Source organism: Lentzea terrae, from assembly GCF_003265345.1.
GTDB lineage: Bacteria > Actinomycetota > Actinomycetes > Mycobacteriales > Pseudonocardiaceae > Lentzea > Lentzea terrae.
Genome location: NZ_QFWW01000004.1, coordinates 204,475 through 223,237, shown reverse-complemented (window position 1 = coordinate 223,237; position 18,763 = coordinate 204,475). Strand labels below are relative to the sequence as shown.

General features: G+C 68.4%; 19 protein-coding genes and 1 tRNA gene. 11 read left to right on the top strand and 9 right to left on the bottom strand.

Translation table 11 applies throughout. The features are described from left to right. Positions 1–9 precede the first annotated feature (9 nt). The gene (dacB, locus tag DI276_RS07895) at positions 10–2,061 is read right to left on the bottom strand and encodes a D-alanyl-D-alanine carboxypeptidase/D-alanyl-D-alanine endopeptidase (RefSeq protein WP_112262610.1); all 2,052 of its coding nucleotides are present in this window, start codon (positions 2,059–2,061) and stop codon (positions 10–12) included. A gap of 123 nt (positions 2,062–2,184) precedes the next feature. On the opposite strand from dacB, the gene DI276_RS07890 reads away from it, so the two are divergent. Next, positions 2,185–2,691: an inorganic diphosphatase gene (locus tag DI276_RS07890; protein ID WP_109631135.1), complete on the top strand. Its 507-nt coding sequence runs from the start codon at positions 2,185–2,187 to the stop codon at positions 2,689–2,691. 49 nt (positions 2,692–2,740) lie between these two features. On the opposite strand, the gene DI276_RS07885 is transcribed toward DI276_RS07890, so the two are convergent. Together DI276_RS07885 and DI276_RS07880 are read right to left on the bottom strand one after the other, a co-directional pair. Next, positions 2,741–4,381 (bottom strand): MDR family MFS transporter, encoded by a 1,641-nt coding sequence (locus tag DI276_RS07885; protein ID WP_112262609.1) that lies wholly within the window; start codon positions 4,379–4,381, stop codon positions 2,741–2,743. A gap of 2 nt (positions 4,382–4,383) precedes the next feature. Continuing rightward, positions 4,384–4,896, bottom strand: a complete 513-nt coding sequence (locus tag DI276_RS07880) for a MarR family winged helix-turn-helix transcriptional regulator (protein WP_112262608.1) — start codon at positions 4,894–4,896, stop codon at positions 4,384–4,386. 174 nt (positions 4,897–5,070) lie between these two features. On the opposite strand from DI276_RS07880, the gene DI276_RS07875 reads away from it, so the two are divergent. The 4 genes from DI276_RS07875 (at position 5,071) to DI276_RS07860 (ending at position 8,050) form a co-directional block, all read left to right on the top strand. Further along, positions 5,071–5,523, top strand: coding sequence for a DUF4442 domain-containing protein (locus DI276_RS07875; protein ID WP_112262607.1), 453 nt, complete (start codon positions 5,071–5,073; stop codon positions 5,521–5,523). Positions 5,524–5,623: 100 nt separating this feature from the next. Further along, entirely contained in the window at positions 5,624–6,343 is a 720-nt protein-coding gene (locus tag DI276_RS07870; RefSeq protein ID WP_157984579.1) for an excalibur calcium-binding domain-containing protein, read from the top strand. A 16-nt stretch (positions 6,344–6,359) separates the two neighbouring features. Beyond that, a complete protein-coding gene (locus tag DI276_RS07865; protein ID WP_112262605.1) occupies positions 6,360–7,091 on the top strand; it encodes an alpha/beta fold hydrolase in 732 nt (243 codons plus the stop codon). Next, complete coding sequence (locus DI276_RS07860; protein ID WP_112262604.1) at positions 7,088–8,050, top strand: TIGR03617 family F420-dependent LLM class oxidoreductase; 963 nt, start codon at positions 7,088–7,090, stop codon at positions 8,048–8,050. Before DI276_RS07865 ends, DI276_RS07860 begins: the two co-directional genes overlap by 4 nt. On the opposite strand, the gene DI276_RS49785 is transcribed toward DI276_RS07860, so the two are convergent. After that, a complete protein-coding gene (locus DI276_RS49785; protein WP_157984578.1) occupies positions 8,032–8,205 on the bottom strand; it encodes a hypothetical protein in 174 nt (57 codons plus the stop codon). The genes DI276_RS07860 and DI276_RS49785 overlap by 19 nt on opposite strands. Positions 8,206–8,348: 143 nt before the next feature. Here DI276_RS49785 and DI276_RS07855 point away from each other — a divergent pair, with 143 nt between their 5' ends. Beyond that, on the top strand, positions 8,349–8,945 hold the full coding sequence (locus DI276_RS07855) for an ArsR/SmtB family transcription factor (protein ID WP_198680508.1): 597 nt from the start codon (positions 8,349–8,351) through the stop codon (positions 8,943–8,945). After that, entirely contained in the window at positions 8,942–9,670 is a 729-nt protein-coding gene (locus tag DI276_RS07850) for an SRPBCC family protein (RefSeq protein ID WP_157984577.1), read from the top strand. The genes DI276_RS07855 and DI276_RS07850 overlap by 4 nt, the downstream gene beginning before the upstream one ends. On the opposite strand, the gene DI276_RS07845 is transcribed toward DI276_RS07850, so the two are convergent. Next, the gene (locus DI276_RS07845) at positions 9,646–10,464 is read right to left on the bottom strand and encodes an endo alpha-1,4 polygalactosaminidase (protein WP_112262602.1); all 819 of its coding nucleotides are present in this window, start codon (positions 10,462–10,464) and stop codon (positions 9,646–9,648) included. The genes DI276_RS07850 and DI276_RS07845 overlap by 25 nt on opposite strands. An 86-nt stretch (positions 10,465–10,550) precedes the next feature. Here DI276_RS07845 and dctA point away from each other — a divergent pair, with 86 nt between their 5' ends. Next, positions 10,551–11,885, top strand: a complete 1,335-nt coding sequence (dctA, locus tag DI276_RS07840) for a C4-dicarboxylate transporter DctA (RefSeq protein ID WP_232836515.1) — start codon at positions 10,551–10,553, stop codon at positions 11,883–11,885. Here the strand turns inward: dctA and DI276_RS07835 are convergent. Both DI276_RS07835 and DI276_RS07830 read right to left on the bottom strand, forming a co-directional pair. Continuing rightward, positions 11,775–13,214, bottom strand: coding sequence for a DUF885 domain-containing protein (locus DI276_RS07835; protein ID WP_112262600.1), 1,440 nt, complete (start codon positions 13,212–13,214; stop codon positions 11,775–11,777). The genes dctA and DI276_RS07835 overlap by 111 nt on opposite strands. After that, positions 13,207–14,787 (bottom strand): DUF885 domain-containing protein, encoded by a 1,581-nt coding sequence (locus DI276_RS07830; RefSeq protein WP_157984576.1) that lies wholly within the window; start codon positions 14,785–14,787, stop codon positions 13,207–13,209. Before DI276_RS07830 ends, DI276_RS07835 begins: the two co-directional genes overlap by 8 nt. Before the next feature lie 133 nt (positions 14,788–14,920). Here DI276_RS07830 and DI276_RS07825 point away from each other — a divergent pair, with 133 nt between their 5' ends. Continuing rightward, positions 14,921–15,502, top strand: a complete 582-nt coding sequence (locus tag DI276_RS07825) for an HNH endonuclease family protein (protein WP_157984575.1) — start codon at positions 14,921–14,923, stop codon at positions 15,500–15,502. Between the two features lie 23 nt (positions 15,503–15,525). After that, the gene (locus DI276_RS07820) at positions 15,526–15,948 is read left to right on the top strand and encodes an NUDIX hydrolase (protein WP_112262598.1); all 423 of its coding nucleotides are present in this window, start codon (positions 15,526–15,528) and stop codon (positions 15,946–15,948) included. A 19-nt stretch (positions 15,949–15,967) separates the two neighbouring features. Here DI276_RS07820 and DI276_RS07815 read toward each other — a convergent pair. Then, positions 15,968–16,041 (bottom strand) — tRNA-Thr (locus tag DI276_RS07815). 108 nt (positions 16,042–16,149) lie between these two features. On the opposite strand from DI276_RS07815, the gene DI276_RS07810 reads away from it, so the two are divergent. Next, positions 16,150–17,502, top strand: a complete 1,353-nt coding sequence (locus DI276_RS07810) for a hypothetical protein (protein ID WP_112262597.1) — start codon at positions 16,150–16,152, stop codon at positions 17,500–17,502. Here the strand turns inward: DI276_RS07810 and DI276_RS07805 are convergent. Beyond that, entirely contained in the window at positions 17,456–18,664 is a 1,209-nt protein-coding gene (locus DI276_RS07805; RefSeq protein WP_232836514.1) for a glycoside hydrolase family 88 protein, read from the bottom strand. The genes DI276_RS07810 and DI276_RS07805 overlap by 47 nt on opposite strands. Positions 18,665–18,763: the final 99 nt, after the last annotated feature.

Here is an 18,763-nt window from a genome sequence, read left to right as displayed (position 1 = left end):
CACGCCCCGCTACGAACAGCCACAGCCCCGCAACGCAGCGGCCATCACGTCGAGCGCGGGCCGCACCTCGGTCTCCGGGTTGCGGTTGCTCGCCGACATGAACGCGAACACGAGCACCCGTCCGTCCACGTCGACGACCATGCCGGCGAGCGCGTTGACGCCGGTGAGCGTGCCGGTCTTGGCCCGCACCCAGCCCTTGCCGCCGGCCGCGCTGCCGGCGTACCGACCGGCGAGGGTGCCGCTGCCGCCCGCCACCGGCAGTGCCGTCAGCAACGGCCGCAGCTTCGCCGTGCGCGGGTCGTCCAGCGTGGGCTTGGCCGCGGTCGTCAGCACGTCGGTGAGCAGCTTGGCGGGGAGCTTGTTCGTGGCGGAAAGCCCGCTGCCGTCGACGAAGTTCGCCCCGGTGAGGTCGAACCCGTTCTTGGTCAGGACGTCCCGGACGGCCTTGACCCCGCCCGTGAACGACGGCTCGTTGCCCGACTTGATCGCGATCTCGCGGGCGATCGCCTCGGTGAGGACGTTGTCCGAGATCTGCATCATGTTGTCGACGAGCTGCTCGATCGGCGCCGACTTGATCTCGCCGAGCACCTGCGCGCCGGGCGGAGCCGTGCCGATGGTCGCGCCGGGAGCCCCGATGCGCTGCGCGAACGCGTCCGCCGCCGACTGGGCCGGGCTGCCGGTGCGCGCCGAGACGTCCTTCTTCGGGTCGAACCGGCCGCCGTCGATCATGAACGGCACGATCGGCGCCACCGAGCCGCCGGCGATGTCCGCGCTCTCCCACTGCGGGCCGAGCGCCTCGCCCGCGTACCGGCTGAGGTCGAACTGGACCTTGGTGACCACGCCCTTCTGCTTCACCTGGTTGACCAGGTCGTCGAGGGTGGCCGCACCGGGGTAGACGGAGCTGCCGGGCGTGCCGGAGATCGTCGGGTCGCCACCGCCGACGATCACCACGGTGCCGGGCTCCGCGCCCTGGACGACCTTGGTGGACAGCTGGTCGGTCTTCTCCAGGCTGAGCAGTGCCGCTGCGGCCGTGAGGATCTTGAGGCTCGACGCCGGGGTCGACGGCGTGGTGTCGCCCTGCTGCCAGAGCACGGCGCCGCTGGCCGGGTCGACGACCGTGCCGTTCAGGGTGCCGAGCGCGGAGTTGCCCGCGGGACCGGCGAGCGCGGCCCGCACACCGGCCGCAGTCGCCGCCGGCGCACCTGCCGTCGCCGCCTTGACCAGCGGCTGGACGTTGGCGGGCGCGGCAGGGGGCTTGGTCTGGATCGCCGCCGGTCCGCCGAACTCGTTGACCGCGTAGATGCTGGCGCCGGCGAGTGCCGCGACGACCAGCAGACCGAGGACGACCGCGAGCGGCTTGCGACCCTTCTTCGGCTCGTCGGAGCCGGTCAGCCGGTCTTGCGGCTCTTCGTCGTAACCGGAGACGGGGAGCGTCTCGCGAACCGGCTCTTCCTTGGGTGCCGGAGGAGGCGGTGGCGGCGGGGGTGGCGGCAGTACCGGCTCGACGCGAGGCGGTTGCGGTCGCGGGGCCGGTGCCTCGGTTCTGACCGGCTGGTCGAACCACGACTTCTCCGACAACTGGTCGACCCGCGCCGTCTTGCCGGGCGGAACGGACAGCTCCGTCGTCTTCTGCTCGGGCTTCGGCACCACGCGGGTCTGGTCGTTCTTCGGCTCGACCACCGGCGCGGGCTTGCCGTGGTCGCCCGGCGTGATCCGCACCGGCGCCGCACGCGGCGGCTCCGCAGGTTGGCCACCGTCCGGCCCAACCTGCCCGTGAGACTTCCCACCCGAAGATCCACCGGGAGACGCCGGAAGACCGCCGGAACCGTTCAAAGGCACAGTCGTGCCGCCCGCCGCGGCTGCGGCACCGTTCGGAGCGGAACGAACCGGGGACGAGCGCGGCGCTTCCGGAGTGGACGGTGGCTTCAGCACCGCCGCGACCGGGAACCGCATGGTCGGCTGATCGAGTGACGGGCGGCTGACCTGCACCGTTGGCTCGGCGAGCGGCTCGTTCAGATCCGCGTCGTCATCGTCGGTCGGCCACTGGGGCTCGTCCGGCAAGAGGGCCTCCGTCAGCTCTGTACGGGCAATCTCACACCCTCAAGCCGCCACTCCGATGAGGGTTGACAGGGCGTCGTGGTCCACACTAGTGGCGTCACGAATGGGCTACATGAGCGAGGACCAGTGGAGTTCGACGTCCTGATCGAGATCCCCAAGGGCGTGCGCAACAAGTACGAGGTGGACCACAAGTCTGGTCGCATCCGCCTCGACCGCACGTTGTTCACGTCGACGCAGTACCCGGCCGACTACGGGTTCATCGAGAACACCCTGGGTGAGGACGGCGACCCGCTGGACGCCCTCGTTCTCGTCCAGGAGCCGACGTTCCCGGGCTGCCTGATCGCGGCGCGTGCCATCGGCATGTTCCGCATGACCGACGAGAAGGGCGGCGACGACAAGGTTCTGTGCGTCCCCGCCTACGACCCGCGCCACGAGCACCTGCGCGACATCCACCACCTGGCGGAGTTCGACCGCCTGGAGATCCAGCACTTCTTCGAGGTCTACAAGGACCTCGAGCCCGGCAAGAGCGTCGAGGGCGCGACCTGGGTCGGCCGCACCGAGGCCGAGGCCGAGATCGTCCGCTCCTACCAGCGTCTCAAGGACGCCGAGGCGAACGGCGAAGTTCACCACTGAGCACGCCAAAAAGGGGCCGCACGCAGCGGCCCCTTTTTTGTTGCCCGTCTCAGACCGCGAGCGCCTCGGCGTCCGCGACTCGTTCCAGGCCCGACCTGGTGGAGAGCGGCTTCTCGCGCAGGAACCACACGAGGACGAACGCCGCCACCATCACGATCCCGCCGGTCATGAAGACCGTGTCGATCGCACCGGAGAAGCCGTCGAGGAACGGCTTGGCCAGCACCGGGTCGAGGTGGTTGAGGAACTCGGTGTTGTTGATGTCCACTCCGGACCCGCCACCGGCCTGCAGCGTCTTGGCGAACTCCGGGTTCTGGGCCAGCGCGGCCCGGAACGCGTCGGTCTGCCCGGCGGCCTTGAGGCCCTCGGCGATCTTGTCGCCGACCGTGCTGAACAGGATCGACAGGAACACCGCGGTGCCGACCGTGCCACCGATCTGGCGGAAGAACGTCGCCGAAGCGGTCGCCACACCCATGTCCCGCGGTTCGGCGTCGTTCTGGATCGCCAGCAGCAGCGTCTGCATGCACTGGCCCAGCCCGGCGCCCATGACGAACATGTAGATCATGGTCAGCCAGTTCGGCGTGTCCGTGCCGATGGTGCTGAACAGGAACAACGCGATCGACATCAGTCCGGCGCCGATGATCGGGAAGATCTTGTAGCGCCCGGTGTTCGACGTGATCCGGCCCGCGATCGCCGTGGCCGTCATGATGCCGAACGTCATCGGCAGCAGCATCAGACCGGAGACCGTCGGCGAGACGCCCTTCACGATCTGCAGGTACAGCGGGATGGAGACCATGCCGCCGAACATGCCGATGCCGAGCACGAAGTTGATCGAGTTGCCCAGCGCGAACGTGTGGTTGCGGAACATCCGCATCGGCAGCAGCGCCTCGTCGCCCATGCGGCTCTCGACCCACACGAACGCCAGCAGACCGAGCACACCGGTCACGTACATGGCGATCGACGTGCCGGACGCCCAGCCCCACTCGCGGCCCTGCTCGGCCACGATCAGCAGCGGCACCAGGCCGACGGTCAGCGTCAGCGCGCCGAAGTAGTCGATGCGGTGGTCGACCCGGTTGTGCGGGATGTTCAGGACGCGGCCGACGACGAACAGCGCGAGCAGCGCGATCGGCACGTTCACGAGGAACACCCAGCGCCAGCCGGTGACCCCGAGGAACGAGGGGAGGCCCGCGAACACACCGCCGATGACCGGCCCGAGCACGCTCGCCGAACCGAACACCGCCATGAAGTACGCCGAGTACTTGTTGCGCTCACGCGGCGAGATGATGTCCGCCATGATCGCGAACGCCAGCGACATCAGACCGCCGGCGCCGAGCCCCTGCACCGCGCGGAACGCGGCCAGCTCGTACATCGACGTCGCGATGCCGGAGAGCAGCGAGCCCACGAGGAACAACGAGATCGCCGCGAGGTACATCGGCTTGCGCCCGTAGATGTCGGAAAGCTTGCCGTACAACGGGGTCGTGATGGTCGCGGTGATCAGGTAAGCGGTGGTCGCCCACGCCTGCAGCGTCTGGCCGTGCAGCTGGTCCGCGATGGTCTTCATGGCGCTGGCGACGATCATCTGGTCCAGCGCCGCGAGGAACATGCCCAGCAGCAGGCCGGACAGCACCGTCATGATCTGCCGGTGCGTCAGGGACACGCCTGGTGTGGGTGTCGCCTCGGTTGTCGATGACATCTCTACTTTTCCCCTCCTGCGCGGATCCCCAGCCCGCGTTCGGTCATGAGCGCCGGAATCGTGCGTTCGTAGTCCTGGACGAAGCGCTCGAACAGCTCCGTGAAGGCCTGGTAGTCCTCTTCTGACCAGTCCGCGAACAGCCGCTCGAACGCCTCGATGCGCATGCGGCTCCGCTCGGCGAGCAGCCCTCGTCCCGACTCGGTCACGGCGAGCACGCTGGCCCGCCCGTCGGCCGGATCAGCCCGTCGCTCCACGAGCCCGTCCTTCACCAGCGCGGCGACCTGCCTGCTGACCGTGGACGGGTCGGAGAACACCGCCTCCGCGAGCGCGCTGGACCGGCACTCGCCGAGGCCGGCCAGGGTCGCCAGGAGGATGAACGCCGACTTGTCGATGCCCTGCTTGGCCATCTGATGGGTGAGCTGGGCGTGCATCTTGTTGAGGCGCACCATCGCCATGCTCACGCGATCGGCGCGCTCGTGCCCGGGATCGACGTGGCACCTCCCCGGTTCGACCATCACACACCTCATTGCTTGTATCACCCAACTAGTTGCTCGCTACAAGCATCCATCTCGGTCCGCCGGTTTGCAAGTGAGTTCCGAGTCTCACTCCAGAGCGGAGCGGTAGAGGCACGGCGAGTGGTGGTTACCGACGGGTAGCCCAGTGGGTTACTCGCCGGTAGCATCCGTCTCATGAGCCAAGACGTGTCGTTCGTCGCCGATGCCATGAAGCAGGCCGTGCCGTACGTGAAGACCACCGGCATCGAGTTCGAGGAGGTCTCCCCCAGCCGCATCGTGGCGGTGCTGCCGGACAACCCGGACCTGCACAACCACATCGGCGGGCCGCACGCCGCGATGATGTTCGGCCTCGCCGAGAGCGCGTCCGGCGCCGTCGTGATGGCCGCGTTCGCCGCGCACCTCGGCAAGGCCACTCCGCTCGCCGTCCGCGCGGAGATCGCCTACAAGAAGATCGCGATGGGCGTCGTCCGCGCGGAGGCCGTGCTGGGCAGGCCCGCCGACGAGGTGCTCGCCGAACTGGAGGCCGGGACGCGCCCCGAGTTCCCGGTGAATATCATGATCACCGATGCCGCCGGCGTGACCACTTGCGAGATGACCGTCGTCTGGACGCTGAAGCCCGCGCGCTGAACTGGGCATCTCCGTATTTCAGTTCGGTCTCCCCGTGAACCGATCCTGGTCAAATACGTAACCTTGGCCACTCTGCGCAGACAGAGCACCATTCGGGTTCATGTCGGGGTGGAGAACTGTGGGCTGCGGAGTCCTGCTGGTTGCGCTCACCACCGGGTGTTCGGCGCAGGTGCAGCAGTCGACTCCCGTTGCCGTGGAGAAGCCGGTCGAGGACGTGCCGGTGGTGTCGACGACCGCCACCGTGCCGCCGGCCCAGCTGGGCATCACGGTGGCGTCGGTCGTGGACGGTCGTGTCGTGATGCTGTCCGACGGCTCGAAGGCGGAGGTGGCAGGCCTCGCCCAGCCGGGTCCGTGCTGGGCAGCGGCGGCGACCGCCTTCGCCAACGCCATGCTGCTGAAACAGCAGGTGCGCTACGACCGGACCACGGGCGCGCTGAGCCTCGCGGACGGCACCGACTACGCGTTGCTCGCCCTGGGCAACGGTGCCGGTCGCACCGCGGGCAGCCCGACGCCGGCGCAGCGCGAAGCCGAAGGGGCCGCGCAGCGGGTTCCGATGGGGTTGTGGGGCGCGCCGTGCGCCGGCAAGGACACCACCGAGACGCCGACTCCCCCGCCGCCGCCACCTCCGCCCGCGCCGAAGCCGACCACACCGCCCAAGCCGACCACCACTCCCAAGCCGAAGCCCGTCTTCTACGCGACCTGCGAGGACGCCCGGCGCGCCGGCGTGGCTCCGATCTACTGGGGTCAGCCGGGTTACCGCGTCGAGCTCGACCAGAACCGGAACGGAATCGCCTGCGAGTCCCGGTACACCTACCGCTAGCCCATACGCTCGGACGATGCGACTGCACGTCCACCAGTGGGGCCGAGGTCCGCGCGTGGTGCTGGTGCACGGCGGTGTGCTCGGGGGCCGGGAGACCTGGCGCGCTCAGCGACCGCTCACCGCGCGGTGGACCCTGCTCGCACCGGACCGGCCCGGCCACGGGCAGTCGCCACCCGCGCGGCAGGACTTCGAACCGGAGGCCGCGCTCGTCGCCGACCAGCTGCTGGACGAGCCGAGCCATCTCGTCGGGCTGTCCTACGGCGCGATCGTCTCGATGTACGCCGCGGCCCTGCGACCGGAGCACGTGCGGTCGTTGACGATCCTCGAACCGCCGTCGACCGGGGTGGCCGGCGGCGTGCCGGCCGTCGACGAGTACGGGACCGCCGTTCGTGCGTTGATCTCGTCGGACCTGGAGCCGGTTGCGGCGTTGCAGCGGTTCTTCCCGATCGCGGGCGTCCCGATCGAGGTACCGGACCAGCCGCACGAGACGCTGGTCGAGGGCATGCGGCAGCTGCTCGGCGGACGCCCGCCGGACGAGGCGGAGCCGCCGCTGGCCGCGTTGCGCGAGGCGGGGTTCCCGGTCCTGGTCGTCTCCGGCGGCCACAGCGAGGCCAACGAGATCATCTGCGACACGATCGCCCGCGAGACCGGCGCCCGCCGGGCCGTCTGCCCAGGACGCGGCCACCTGGTGCAGGACGCTCCGGAGTTCAACGCGCTGCTGGAGAGTTTTCTAACCTCATCGGCATGAAGCTGGACAGGAGTGCCGTCGACTACACGCCCGGCAACGTCGGGGACATCGCGAAGCGGGCGGAGGACCGGGGCTACGACGGGTTCTGGCTCGCCGAGACCAAGCACGACCCGTTCCTCGCACTGAGCGGGGCCGCCGCTGCGACCGAGCGGATCGAACTCGGCACGGCGATCGCGGTGGCGTTCGCGCGCAACCCGATGACCATCGCGACCACGGCGAACGACCTGCAGCTGCTGTCCGGCGGCCGGTTCAACCTCGGGCTCGGCTCGCAGATCGAAGCGCACATCACCAAGCGGTTCTCGATGCCGTGGAGCAGGCCCGCGGCCCGCATGCGGGAGTTCGTGCTGGCGATCCGGGCGATCTGGCACGCGTGGGCGACCGGCGAACGGCTGGCGTTCCGCGGCGAGTTCTACAAGCACACGCTGATGACCCCGTTCTTCGACCCCGGCCCGAACCCGCACGGCACCGCGCCGATCTACCTCGCGGGCGTCGGCGAGCTGATGACCGAGGTGGCCGGCGAGGTCGCGGACGGCTTCCTGTGCCACAACTTCACGACCGAGCGGTACCTGCGCGAGGTGACGCTGCCCGCGCTCGAACGCGGCCGGGCGAAGGCAGGCAAGACGTTGGTGGGCTTCGAGATCAGCGGGCCGGTGTTCACCGCTTCGACGGACGAGGAGATCGCCGACGTCAAGCGGCAGATCGCGTTCTACGGGTCGACGCCCGCGTACAAGCCGGTGCTGGACCTGCACGGCTGGGGCGCGCTGCACGAGGAGCTGCACCGGATGTCCCGGCGGCAGCAGTGGGCGGAGATGAGCGAGCTGATCAACGACGACGTGCTGGCCGAGTTCGCCGTCGTCGGGCCGGCCGACACGGTCACGGCCGCGCTGCTGGACCGGTACGGCGACGTGGTCACACGGCTCTCACCGTCGAAGAACGTGTTTCAGCGGCCGGAGAAGTGACTGAGGCCCTGCCGTGCCAGCTCGGCGTGGAACGCGTCGAGCTCGGCGCACACCCTGGCGACGCCCCTCTTGCGAATCCACCTGCGTCTGCCCACGTTGGCAGCGGTCAGCGCGAACGGCAGGGCCAGCAGGGTCAGGACCAACATCGTGATCATGTGTCTCCTCAAGGGTTGCGAACAAGCAACGACCAATCGAGACACCGCTTACGGTACCGGGTCCAAAGCCACCCAGGTGGAGCAAAGTCACCGACAGCAACTCAGTTCTTGACTAATTTTGTTTTCGGTGCGACGGTGGAGCCATGTTCGAAGTGGCGGTGATCGAGGATCCGGCAGCGGCCGAGGTGTCGCTGGACCCCGTGCGAGCGCGGCTGCTCGCGGAGCTGGCAGAGCCGGGATCGGCGACGATGCTCGCCGCGAAGGTCGGTCTGCCGAGGCAGAAGGTGAACTACCACCTGCGCACGCTGGAGCAGCACGGCCTGGTGGAGCTCGTCGAGGAACGGCGCAAGGGCAACGTGAACGAGCGCCTGTTGCAGGCGACCGCGGCGTCGTACGTCATCTCGCCGACGGCGCTCGCGGCCGTGCAGCCAGACCCGGCGCGTTCACCCGATCGGCTGTCCGCGCGGTGGCTGCTGGCGGTCTCGGCCAGGCTGGTGCGCGACGTCGGCACGTTGATCACGGGAGCGACCAGGGCCAAGAAGCGGCTCGCGACGTTCGCGTTGGACGGCGAGGTCCGGTTCGCCACGGCGGCCGACCGCGCGGCGTTCGCCGAGGAGCTCGGGTCGTGCGTGACGCAGCTCGTCGCCAAGTACCACGACGAACAGGCCGAAGGAGGGCGTGCGCACCGAGTCGTCGTCGCCCTTCACCCCAGCGTCGTTGCCAAGGAGGAAGAGTCGTGACCCACGAGTTCGAGATCAAGAAGGAAGTCGAGGTCGAGGGAAGCCCGGAGCAGGTCTGGGACGCCATCGCGACCGGGCCCGGCATCGACTCGTGGTTCATGGGCCCGCACACGGTCGACGGACGCCTCGGCGGCCGCATGTCGCTCGACATGGGCTTCTTCCAGGAAGCCTCGACGATCACCGCGTGGGAGCCCGGCAAGCACCTCGCGTACGAGAGCGACAAGGGCGAGGACGGCACGTTCCACGCGATGGAGTACCTGATCGAGGGCCGTGAGCAGGGCTCGACGGTGCTGCGGTTCGTGCACAGCGGCATCCTCGGCGACGGCTGGGGCGACGAGTTCGTCGACCAGCAGTCGAAGGGCTGGGACATGTACCTGTTCACGATGGCCCAGTACGTGCGGTACTTCGCCGGCCGTCCCGGCACGTACGTGTTCGCGCAGTGGCCCGAAGGCGAGAAGAGCTGGCCGGCACTGCTGGACGCGCTCGGCGTGCCCGCGGGTGCGCGGGTCGGCGACGAGGTCGCCCTCGAGCCGTTCGGCATCACCGGCGTCGTCGACTACGTGGTCGAGCACGACCTGCACAACTTCCTCGGTGTGCGCGGCGACGACGGCCTCTACCGCTTCCACGGCACGAACGCCGTCGGCCACCACCTCTTCGGTGACGCGACCGGTCAGGCCGAGAAGTGGCAGGCGTTCCTGAATCAGCTCGCCGGGCAGACCTCGTAGACGTAGTCGGAGTGCCCGTACGGCACCACGTTCCGGTCGCGGCGGATGATCGACCCCTTGCCGCCGCGATCGGCGCACGACTTCTGGAACGCCTCCTCGGTGTACTCGATCTGGAAGTGGTTGTCGCCGAACGCCTCCGCGTACGGCTTGCACTCGTCGTTGGCCTGGCAGTCCTCGGTGATCGCGAAGTCGAAGCCGATGTACTTCTTGCCGGAGTCGCCCAGTTCGCCGCCGTTCTTCTGTGCGACCGCGAGGCCCTTCCCGTGGGCGTGCTTCACGAACGCCTTCATGAACTCCTTGGTGGCGTTGATGTCGAACGCCCCGCCGGCGCGCATGTGCGAGTCGAGGTTGTCGGCCTCGATGGCCTGGTAGCGCGACGTCTTGCAGCCCTCGATCCACTTCTTCTGGATCTCGAGGATCTTCTTCCGCTTGTCGGCGGTGGAGATGTCGAGGATGCCCTCGTCCCACTCCGGGTCGATCACCGGCTCGCCGTCCGGCTTCTTGACCAGCAGGTCGCCGTGGTTCTGCTTCCACCAGCTCAGGCTGCCGTCCATCGGGTCCGGCTGCGTCTGCAGTGCGTTGAGGTAGCAGACGTTGTAGCGGTCGCCGACGGGGAGCTTGCCGCGGTCCCGCACAACGATCTTGACCCGCGCGTCCGGCTGGTAGACGCCGCCGATCTGGTAGTCGAACTTGCCACCGACGGGCGGCAACTCGACCGGCGGCCCCTCGGGTTCGCTCGTGCTGCAGGAGGCGACGAGCAGGAGCAGGGCGGCAGCCACCGCGACTGGCTTCATGCGCGGCAGTCTGTCACTCGCCGGATAGCGCAGGCGTAACACTCAGGGCACTCCATCGCTCATAAATGAGATTTAGCTTCCGGGATGTGAAAACTCGATCCCTCTTTCTACAGCTTCTCGTCGCTGTCGTCGCCGGCGTGCTCGTGGGCCACTTCTTCCGGGCCTTCGGTGCCGACCTGAAGCCGATCGGGGACGGCTTCATCAAGCTGATCAAGATGGTGATCGCGCCGCTGATCTTCTGCGTCGTGGTGACGGGCATCGCGAAGGTCGGTGACCTGCGCGCGGTCGGCCGGATCGGCGTGAAGGCGCTGATCTACTTCGAGGTGGTGTCGACGGCCGCGCTCGCGTTGGGCCTGCTGGCCGGCAACGTCGTGCGACCTGGCGACGGCATGAACGTCGACCCGTCCACCTTGGACGCCTCCGCCGTCGAGGCGAAGACGCAGGGCGGTCACCTCCCCGGTGTCGTGCAGTTCCTCCTGGATCTCATTCCTTCCAGTGTGGTGGACGCGTTGGCACGCAACGCGTTGCTTCAGGTGCTGTTGTTCGCGGTGCTGTTCGGCTGCGCGCTGGCCCAGCTCGGCGACCGCGTGAAGCCCGTGGTGGACCTCCTGGAACGCGTCAACCTGGCGTTCTTCACCGTGCTGGGCTACGTGATGAAGCTGGCGCCGCTCGGTGCGTTCGGCGCGATGGCGTTCCTGGTCGGGCAGTACGGGCTGGGCTCGTTGCGCACGTACCTGTGGCTGATCCTGGCTTCTTACGGCGCGGCACTGCTGTTCTGCGTGGTGCTCGGCGTGATCGCGTGGGCGTTCGCGCGGGTGAACATCCTGCAGTTCATCAGGTACGCGAAGGAGGAGTTCCTGCTGGCACTCGGCACCGCGTCGTCGGAGGCCGTGCTGCCGCGGATGATGGTGAAGCTGCAGCGTGCCGGGTGCGCGCCCACGTCGGTCGGCCTCGTGCTGCCGACCGGGTACTCGTTCAACCTGGACGGTGCCTCCATCTACCTGTCGCTGGCCACGGTGTTCCTCGCCCAGGCGTTGAACGTGCCGCTGGACCTCGGCGACCAGCTGACGATCGTGCTGGTGCTCGTGCTGACCTCCAAGGGCATGGCCGGAGTGCCGGGCTCGGCGTTCCTGGCGCTGTCGGCGACGGTCGCCGCGGTCGGCTCGATCCCGGCCGCGGCGGTCGCACTGCTGCTCGGCGCGGACCGGATCATGGACTCGATGCGCGTCTTCACGAACCTGCTGGGCAACTGCGTGGCGACGTTCGTCGTGTCGCGGTGGGAGGGCATGCTGGATGTGGATCGGATGCGGTCAGTGCTCGGCGATCCACGCGGTGACCACGTCGTCGAGCAGCCCGAGGGTGAGCCGGCCGTGGCCGAGCACGACCTCGTGGAAGTCGCGGACGTCGAACGCCGTTCCTAACGCTCGTTCGGCTCTGCTGCGCAGCTCGTCGAACTTCAGGCGCCCCACCATGTACGCGAGAGCCTGGCCCGGTTGAGCGACGTAGCGGTCGACCTCGCCCTCCGCCAGGTCTCGTGGCATCGGTGTGTTGTCGAGCAGGTAGTCAACGGCCTGCCGCCGGCTCCAGCCCTTGGCGTGCAGGCCGGTGTCGGCGACGAGCCGACCGGCACGTTTGGCGTCGTTGGTGAGCATGCCGAGCCGGGCCTCTTCGGTGCGGTAGAGGCCCATCTCGTCGGCGAGGCGTTCCGCGTAGAGCGCCCAGCCCTCGTTGAACGCGGTGATCCGGGCCTTGCGCCGGAGCAGTGGCAGGTCCGTCCGCAACGCGAGCTTCTCCGCCTCGAAGTGGTGGCCGGGCACGGCCTCGTGGAACGCCGTCGCCTCCGCGATGCCGCGCAGCCCGGCTCTGGTGTTGACGAAGTACGTGCCGGGACGGCTGCCGTCCAGCGCGGCGGCCACGTAGTGCGGTGGCGTGCTCGCCGGTACCGACGGTGGCATCGCGGTGATCGCGCACGGCTCGTTCGGGATGGTTCGGAACCATTGCGGTGCAACGGCTTCAGCCCTGCGCACGGCTGCTTTGGCGTCCTGGATCATCTCCTCGGCGCTGGTGTACGCGCGGCTTCGGTGCCCGCCGAGCTCGCCCTTGAGGTTTTCGAGGAGTTCCTGGCCGGTGGCGTGCAGCTCGTGCGGATCGAGCTCCAGTGTCGTGTGCGTGCGGATCGCCTTGCGGTACAACGCTTCGCCGTCGGGCAGCCAGCACAGGCCGACGTGCTCGGTGTCCCTGCCGTGTGGCAGCACGTCGTTGCGCAGCACGTCGCGGTAGTGCTGCAGTCCCGGCACGTCGTAGCGGTCCACGAGGGCGATCGCCTGCTCGACGAGGTGGCGCACTGGTGTCAGGCCTGCCGCGATGCCAGCGCGGTGCCGTTCGGCCACTGTCGCGAGGAACCGCGGCACGGCGTGGTGGCTCTTCAGCTGGGGCAGGAAGTAGAGCAGCTCGGGCACGGGGGCCGAGAGGTAGCCGCTCACGCCGAACTCGACCGCCCTCGACTCGATGGTGTCGGACTCCGCTCGGGCCAGGTGCAGGACGAGGCCCTGGACGATGCGGTCGTCCTCCGTTTCCGGCGTTCGCCGTTCCGCTTCGCTCTTGATGTCCTGGTAGCGCTGCAGAAAGCCTTGCTCCGCCTCTTCGCTGTAGTCCTGCAACGCGCCGTCGTCGCGCAGGCCCATCAGGGTCGCCCGCATCGTGCGGTGCTCCAGCGTCAGGTCGAACAGCCGGTCGCCGAGGTCACGCATCGGCGAGCCACTCGTCGACGACCTCTTCGAGCAGCGCCAGCGTGAGCCTGCCCTGGCTGAGCACGACCTCGTGGAAGTCGCGGACGTCCTTGCCCTGCCGGGTGGCCTTCTCCCGCAGCTCCTGGAACTTCAAACGCCCCACCATGTACGCCAGCGCCTGCCCCGGCTCGCCGAGGTAGCGGTCCACTTCGGACTCGATCTGCATCAGCGCCATCGGGGTGTTCCCGACGAGGAAGTCGACGGCCTGCTGTCGGCCCCACCCCTTGGCGTGCAAGCCGGTGTCGACGACGAGGCGTCCCGCGCGCATGGCGTCCAACGTGAGCATGCCAAGCCTCGACTCGTCGCTGCTGTACAGGCCCATCTCGTCCGCGAGACGTTCGCAGTACAACGCCCAGCCCTCACCGAACACGCTGATCGGGGTCTTGCGGCGGATCACGGGCAGGTCCTCGAGCAGCGCCGCCTTGCTGTTCTCGAAGTGATGACCGGGCACGGCCTCGTGGTACGCCGTCGCCTCGTCCTCGATCCTCAGGCGGTTCTGCGGTTCCTTGGTGTTGACGTAGTAGGTGCCGGGCCGACTGCCGTCCTCGGCGGCCGCCAGGTAGTGCGGCGGCACGTGCGCGGGCACGGCAGGCGGCGTCTCCTCGATGGCGCACTTCTGGCTCGGCACCGTGCGGAACCATTGGGACGCAGCGGCTTCGGCCTTCGCAACGGCCGTGCGGGCGGCCTCCATCATCTCCTCGGCGGTGCGGTGCCGGAACTCAGGTTCGGTGCGGATGCGGTCGAACACGTCGTCGCCGTACTGGGCGAACTCGCGCTTGAGGTCCCCGATGAGCTTCAGGCCGATGGCGTGCAGCTCTTCCGGGTCGAGATCTTCGGTCGTGTACGCGCGAATTGCTTTGCGGTACAACGTGTCTCCTTCGGGCAGCCAGCAGAGGCCGGGATGCTCGCTGTCGCGTCCTCTCGGCAGGGCTTCTTCTTGGAGGAAGTCGCGGTAGTTCTCGATGGCGGGCTTGAGCTTCTCCTCGATCACCTCGCTCGCGCCGGCCACGACGTCGAACGCGCCGAGGTTCTCCAAGTGGCCGTTCAACAGCTCGATGGCCTGCTCCACCAGGTGTTTCACCGGTGTGCGGCCGTTCGCGAACCCGGTGCGGTGGCGCTCGATCATGGTCGCGAAGAACCCGTCGATCCTGCGCAGCCGTTCCAGATAACCGGCTTTGCGCTCGTCCGTGTCGACGGGCAGCCGCGGCAGAAACGCCAGCGTGCCGGGAACCGTCGTGCGGATGTTGGCGCTGATGCCGAACTCGATCTGGCGACCGTTGATTTCGTCCAGCTGCGTGCGCACCTCGTGGTCGACGATCCCCAGGGTGATGCGCTCGGAGAGGTTCGCGGGCTCCAGCCGTTCGGCGGCGTCACCGATGGCCCACAACCTGACTGCGTACTGCTGGTCGGCCTCCTCGCTGTGGTCCACGAGCGACTCGTGGTCCAGGTCGAACCCCATCAAGGTGGCGTCGACCGGATAGCGGTCGAGGATGGTGTCGAAGAGTCGGTCGGCAAGTGCGTTGACTTCAGACATCTGTCCCCCAGAGTTACGCCGTTGAGCGGCCTTCCCCGTCCTGTGTAGCGGGTATGCCCCTTCCATGCGGTGGTTACTGCTGATCATCCTGCTGACCGGCTGTTCCGCTCTACCCCTCTCACCTTCACCACAAGTGGACCGAGTGCCCACCGGCACCCTCGACGCCACTGCAGCGCGCACCTCTCTCGCAGCATTGCCACTGCGCGCACCGGGCCGTCTGGACGGCTACTCCCGCGACTGCTCTGGCGGGGCGTGCGTGTTCGGTCAGCCGTGGCTCGACACCGACGGCGACGGCTGCGACCAACGCAGCCAGGTCCTCGCCCGCGACCTCGCCGACGTGCAACGCAAACCCGGCCGGTGCGGCGTGCAGTCCGGCACGCTCGACGACCCGTACACCGGCTCGCGCGTGACCGGCGTGTCGAAGATCCAGATCGACCACGTGGTGCCACTGGCCGAGATGTGGCGCAGCGGTGCCGCCGCGTGGCCCCCGGAGCAACGGGTTCAGGCAGCCAACGACCTGCGCAACCTCGTGGCGGTGTCCGGCAAGATCAACCAGTCGAAGGGCGACAAGACGCCCGACGAGTGGATGCCGCCCAACGCTTCGTACGCGTGCTCGTACGGACGCATCTACGTGACGGTCAAGGCGGCGTACGGGCTGAGCGTGGCGCCGGCCGAACGTTCGGCGCTGGAGCACGCCCTCACGACCTGCGGGTGACGTTGTTCGGCAGGATCTGACGGATGGCGACCACATACCCCGTCTCGATCAAGGGCGTGGTGATCCGCGACGGCAAGGTCTTGCTGCTGAAGAACGAGCGCGAGGAGTGGGAGCTGCCAGGTGGCCGCATCGAGCCCGGAGAAACCCCGGAGGAGTGCGTTGCCCGCGAGATCACCGAGGAGACGCAGTGGGAGGCGACCACAGGGCCGATCCTCGACGCGTGGATGTACTACATCAGCGCTGCCGATAAGAGCGTGTTCATCGTGACCTACGGGTGCCACTCGTACGGCGACAGCGAGCCGGTGCATTCCGACGAACACAAGGAAGCCGGGTTGTTCGCCGAGGACGAGGTGCCGGGCTTGCACATGCCAGAGGGCTACAAGCGCTCGATCGCGATCTGGTTCGAACGCTTGCGGATACAGAAAGACCCAGGTCAGGAAGCCTGACCTGGGTCTTATCTCACCGAGCCGCCTATCGGAATCGAACCGATGACCTGCTCATTACGAGTGAGCCGCTCTGGCCGACTGAGCTAAGGCGGCGAGACGAGACAACTATAGCCGACCCGAAGACCCGTCACTCACGGGGGTCGGCTTCGTTGTACGGACCGTGACCGATGTCACCACCTCCTAACCGCCGAGGAGTGGTCCATGCGCCGATCGTTGTCCGTGCCGCTGGCCGGGTTCCTGCTCGCGCTCGTCGCGGCACCCGCGCTCGCGCAGCCGCCGACCACGCCGGTGCCCGGCCCGCGCGACCCGAACCAGCCGCCCGCGTCGGCGCCGAACGGGCCGCAACCGCTTGCGCACGCGGTTGGGGATGCCGGTACCGGGCTCACCGTCGTGAGGCTCGGGCCGCAGGGGGTGCCCACGAACACGATCCTGCCCGGGCTGGGCGACCAGCTGCCGAAGCAGTCGATCACCGAGTTCGGGCTGGGGCTGGCCAGCGCTCAGGTCAACACCGAGGCGTTCCTCAGCACCGAGCGGGTGGTCACGCAGGCCAACCCGTTCGGGTTCGCGGTGGCCGGGCGGTCGCCGCAGACGCCGGGGACGCTCGTGCAGACGGCGATTCCGGACAACCCGCAGCCGACGAACGGTGGGCTGCCGATTCCCGAGACGCCGCTGGGCAAGCTCAGGGTGCTCAACGGCAGCGTGCACGCGCGGTGGGACGAGAAGCTCGGGCCGTGCGTCAGTCCGCTGGCGACGGCGAGGACCTCGCTGGCCGGGCTTGAGCTGCTGAGCGCGTTGCCGGCCGAGGTGCCGCTGCCGTCCAAGAGCCTGCTCAGCATTCCGGACACGTTCGAGGCGAACTCCAACGTGCAGCTGGTCGACCTGCCCGGCAGCAAGAACAAGGCGGTCCAGTCGACGTCGACCATGCGCGCGGTCAGCGTGGAGATCGCGGGCGGCATCAAGATCGACGTGGCCACTCCGCCGACGCTCACGGCCACGGCGACCGGGGACGAGAAGACGTCGAAGATCACCTACACCGCGCCGATCCTCAAAGTCAGCCAGAACGGCAAGGAGCTCGGCACGCTGGACGCCGCGCACCCGACGTTGGACATCCCGCTGCTGCTCGACCTGGTGGTCGTCAGGCTGCAGATCGCCGGGGTCAACGAGAAGAAGGCGAGCTTCACCGGCAACGGGTTCAGCGGGTTCCAGCTCGGGGCGACGGCGCGGATGCTCGACGTGCAGCTGCTGCCGACGGACAAGCTGAAGCTGCCGAACCTGCCGACCGCGCTGGCGCAGATCTCGCTCGGCGAGCAGATCGTGCGGGCCGCGGCGCCGCAGGGTGGCGTGATCTGCGGGACCGCGACGCAGGAACCAGGCGGACCGGCGGCACCTCCCGCGCAGAAGGCGCCGCCGCTCGCCCGCACCAACGCCGCGTACCAGTCGATCCCGCTGTTCTGGACCGGCACGGGACTGCTGCTCGCGGGCGTGGTCCTGGTGGCCGCGCTGCCGGTCAGAGGCCGATCGCGCGTCCCAGCTCCCGAGGTTTCAGAACCCTGAGCAACGCCTCCATGAGGTAGTAGTCGCCGTAGGGCAGGGAGACCTCGATGCCGACCTCGATCCGGCGGTTGCGGGTGCCGCGCGCCAGGACGGCCTCGTGCCGTTCGGATCGCGTCGTCAAACACGTGCGGCACAACGCGTCCAGGATCCGCAACGCAGCCACGTGGTAGGACGCACGACCCGAAGCGCGAGCCAGGTCGATCAACCCGCACGCCATGATGGCGCCCGCCGACGAGTCCTTGACGTCGTTGGGCGCCAACGGTGATCGGTAGTCCCACACCGGAATGTGGTCGGGCGTAAGGGCATCCAGCGCGAAGTCCGCGAGCTTGCGCGCCGAGTCGAGGAACTCACGTCGGCGCGTGCGCCGGTACATGGTCGTGAAGCCGTAGATGCCCCACGCCTGACCGCGCGACCAGCACGACGTCGGGCTGTAGCCCTGGTTCGTGTTCGGGCCGATGTCCTCGCCGGTCTCCGGGTTGAAGTCGAAGACGTGCGGCGTCGAGCCGTCCGGCCGGATGAACTTGGCGCGCGTGGTCAACGAGTGCGCGACCGCGATGTCGACGTACCTGGGGTCCCCTGTCTGCTCCGACGCGAACGTCAGCAGGTCGAGGTTCATCATCGTGTCCATGATCGCGCGGCCCGCGTTGTTGGGCGTGCCGAGCGCTCCCCACGCCCTGATGAAGCGGCCCTTCTCGTTGTAGCGCTGGATCAACGACGACGCGGCCTGCACGGCGCCATCACGCCAGGAGACGTCGCCGGTGAGCCGGTACGCGGTCACCCACGACGGGTAGAAGAGGAAGCCGAGGTCGTGGATCGACGTGTCGGTGCGCCGCGGGGACAGCCGCAGCGCCGACTCCACCGCCCACTTCTTGAACTGTTCGTCGCCGCTGTCCAGGTGCGCGAGCCAGTGCATGCCCGGCCAGAAACCACCGACCCAGCCACCGGAGTTGACGTAGATCCACTTCTCGAACTTCGTCTCCTCCGGGAACGAGGTGACGTTCGGCGCGACCTGGCGCAGCTTGCCGAGCGCGTAGTCGAGTGACTCGCGGAAGAGCCGGTTGGACGACGCCGAAGCCTCGCCCGGCAGTCCCACCGCAACCGAACCCGCGGCAGCTGCGCCGAGCAGGGTTCTGCGACTGAACGTCGTCGAATTCTGGTCCACCAATAGCCGCCTTTCATCGCCTCTCGGCACCGGCGGCGTGGTGTCCGGGAGGGTCTTGTTCCAGTCCACGGAACGTAGTTCCATGTCGGTCGGCGCACA

Coding starts and splice junctions, on each gene's coding strand:
- DI276_RS07885 (WP_112262609.1), bottom strand. CDS start 4,381: ATGTCATCGACAACCGAGGCGACACCCACACCAGGCGTGTCCCTGACG.
- DI276_RS07880 (WP_112262608.1), bottom strand. CDS start 4,896: ATGGTCGAACCGGGGAGGTGCCACGTCGATCCCGGGCACGAGCGCGCC.
- DI276_RS07875 (WP_112262607.1), top strand. CDS start 5,071: ATGAGCCAAGACGTGTCGTTCGTCGCCGATGCCATGAAGCAGGCCGTG.
- DI276_RS07870 (WP_157984579.1), top strand. CDS start 5,624: ATGTCGGGGTGGAGAACTGTGGGCTGCGGAGTCCTGCTGGTTGCGCTC.
- DI276_RS07865 (WP_112262605.1), top strand. CDS start 6,360: ATGCGACTGCACGTCCACCAGTGGGGCCGAGGTCCGCGCGTGGTGCTG.
- DI276_RS07860 (WP_112262604.1), top strand. CDS start 7,088: ATGAAGCTGGACAGGAGTGCCGTCGACTACACGCCCGGCAACGTCGGG.
- DI276_RS49785 (WP_157984578.1), bottom strand. CDS start 8,205: ATGATCACGATGTTGGTCCTGACCCTGCTGGCCCTGCCGTTCGCGCTG.
- DI276_RS07855 (WP_198680508.1), top strand. CDS start 8,349: ATGTTCGAAGTGGCGGTGATCGAGGATCCGGCAGCGGCCGAGGTGTCG.
- DI276_RS07845 (WP_112262602.1), bottom strand. CDS start 10,464: ATGAAGCCAGTCGCGGTGGCTGCCGCCCTGCTCCTGCTCGTCGCCTCC.
- DI276_RS07835 (WP_112262600.1), bottom strand. CDS start 13,214: ATGCGTGACCTCGGCGACCGGCTGTTCGACCTGACGCTGGAGCACCGC.
- DI276_RS07830 (WP_157984576.1), bottom strand. CDS start 14,787: ATGTCTGAAGTCAACGCACTTGCCGACCGACTCTTCGACACCATCCTC.
- DI276_RS07820 (WP_112262598.1), top strand. CDS start 15,526: ATGGCGACCACATACCCCGTCTCGATCAAGGGCGTGGTGATCCGCGAC.
- DI276_RS07810 (WP_112262597.1), top strand. CDS start 16,150: ATGCGCCGATCGTTGTCCGTGCCGCTGGCCGGGTTCCTGCTCGCGCTC.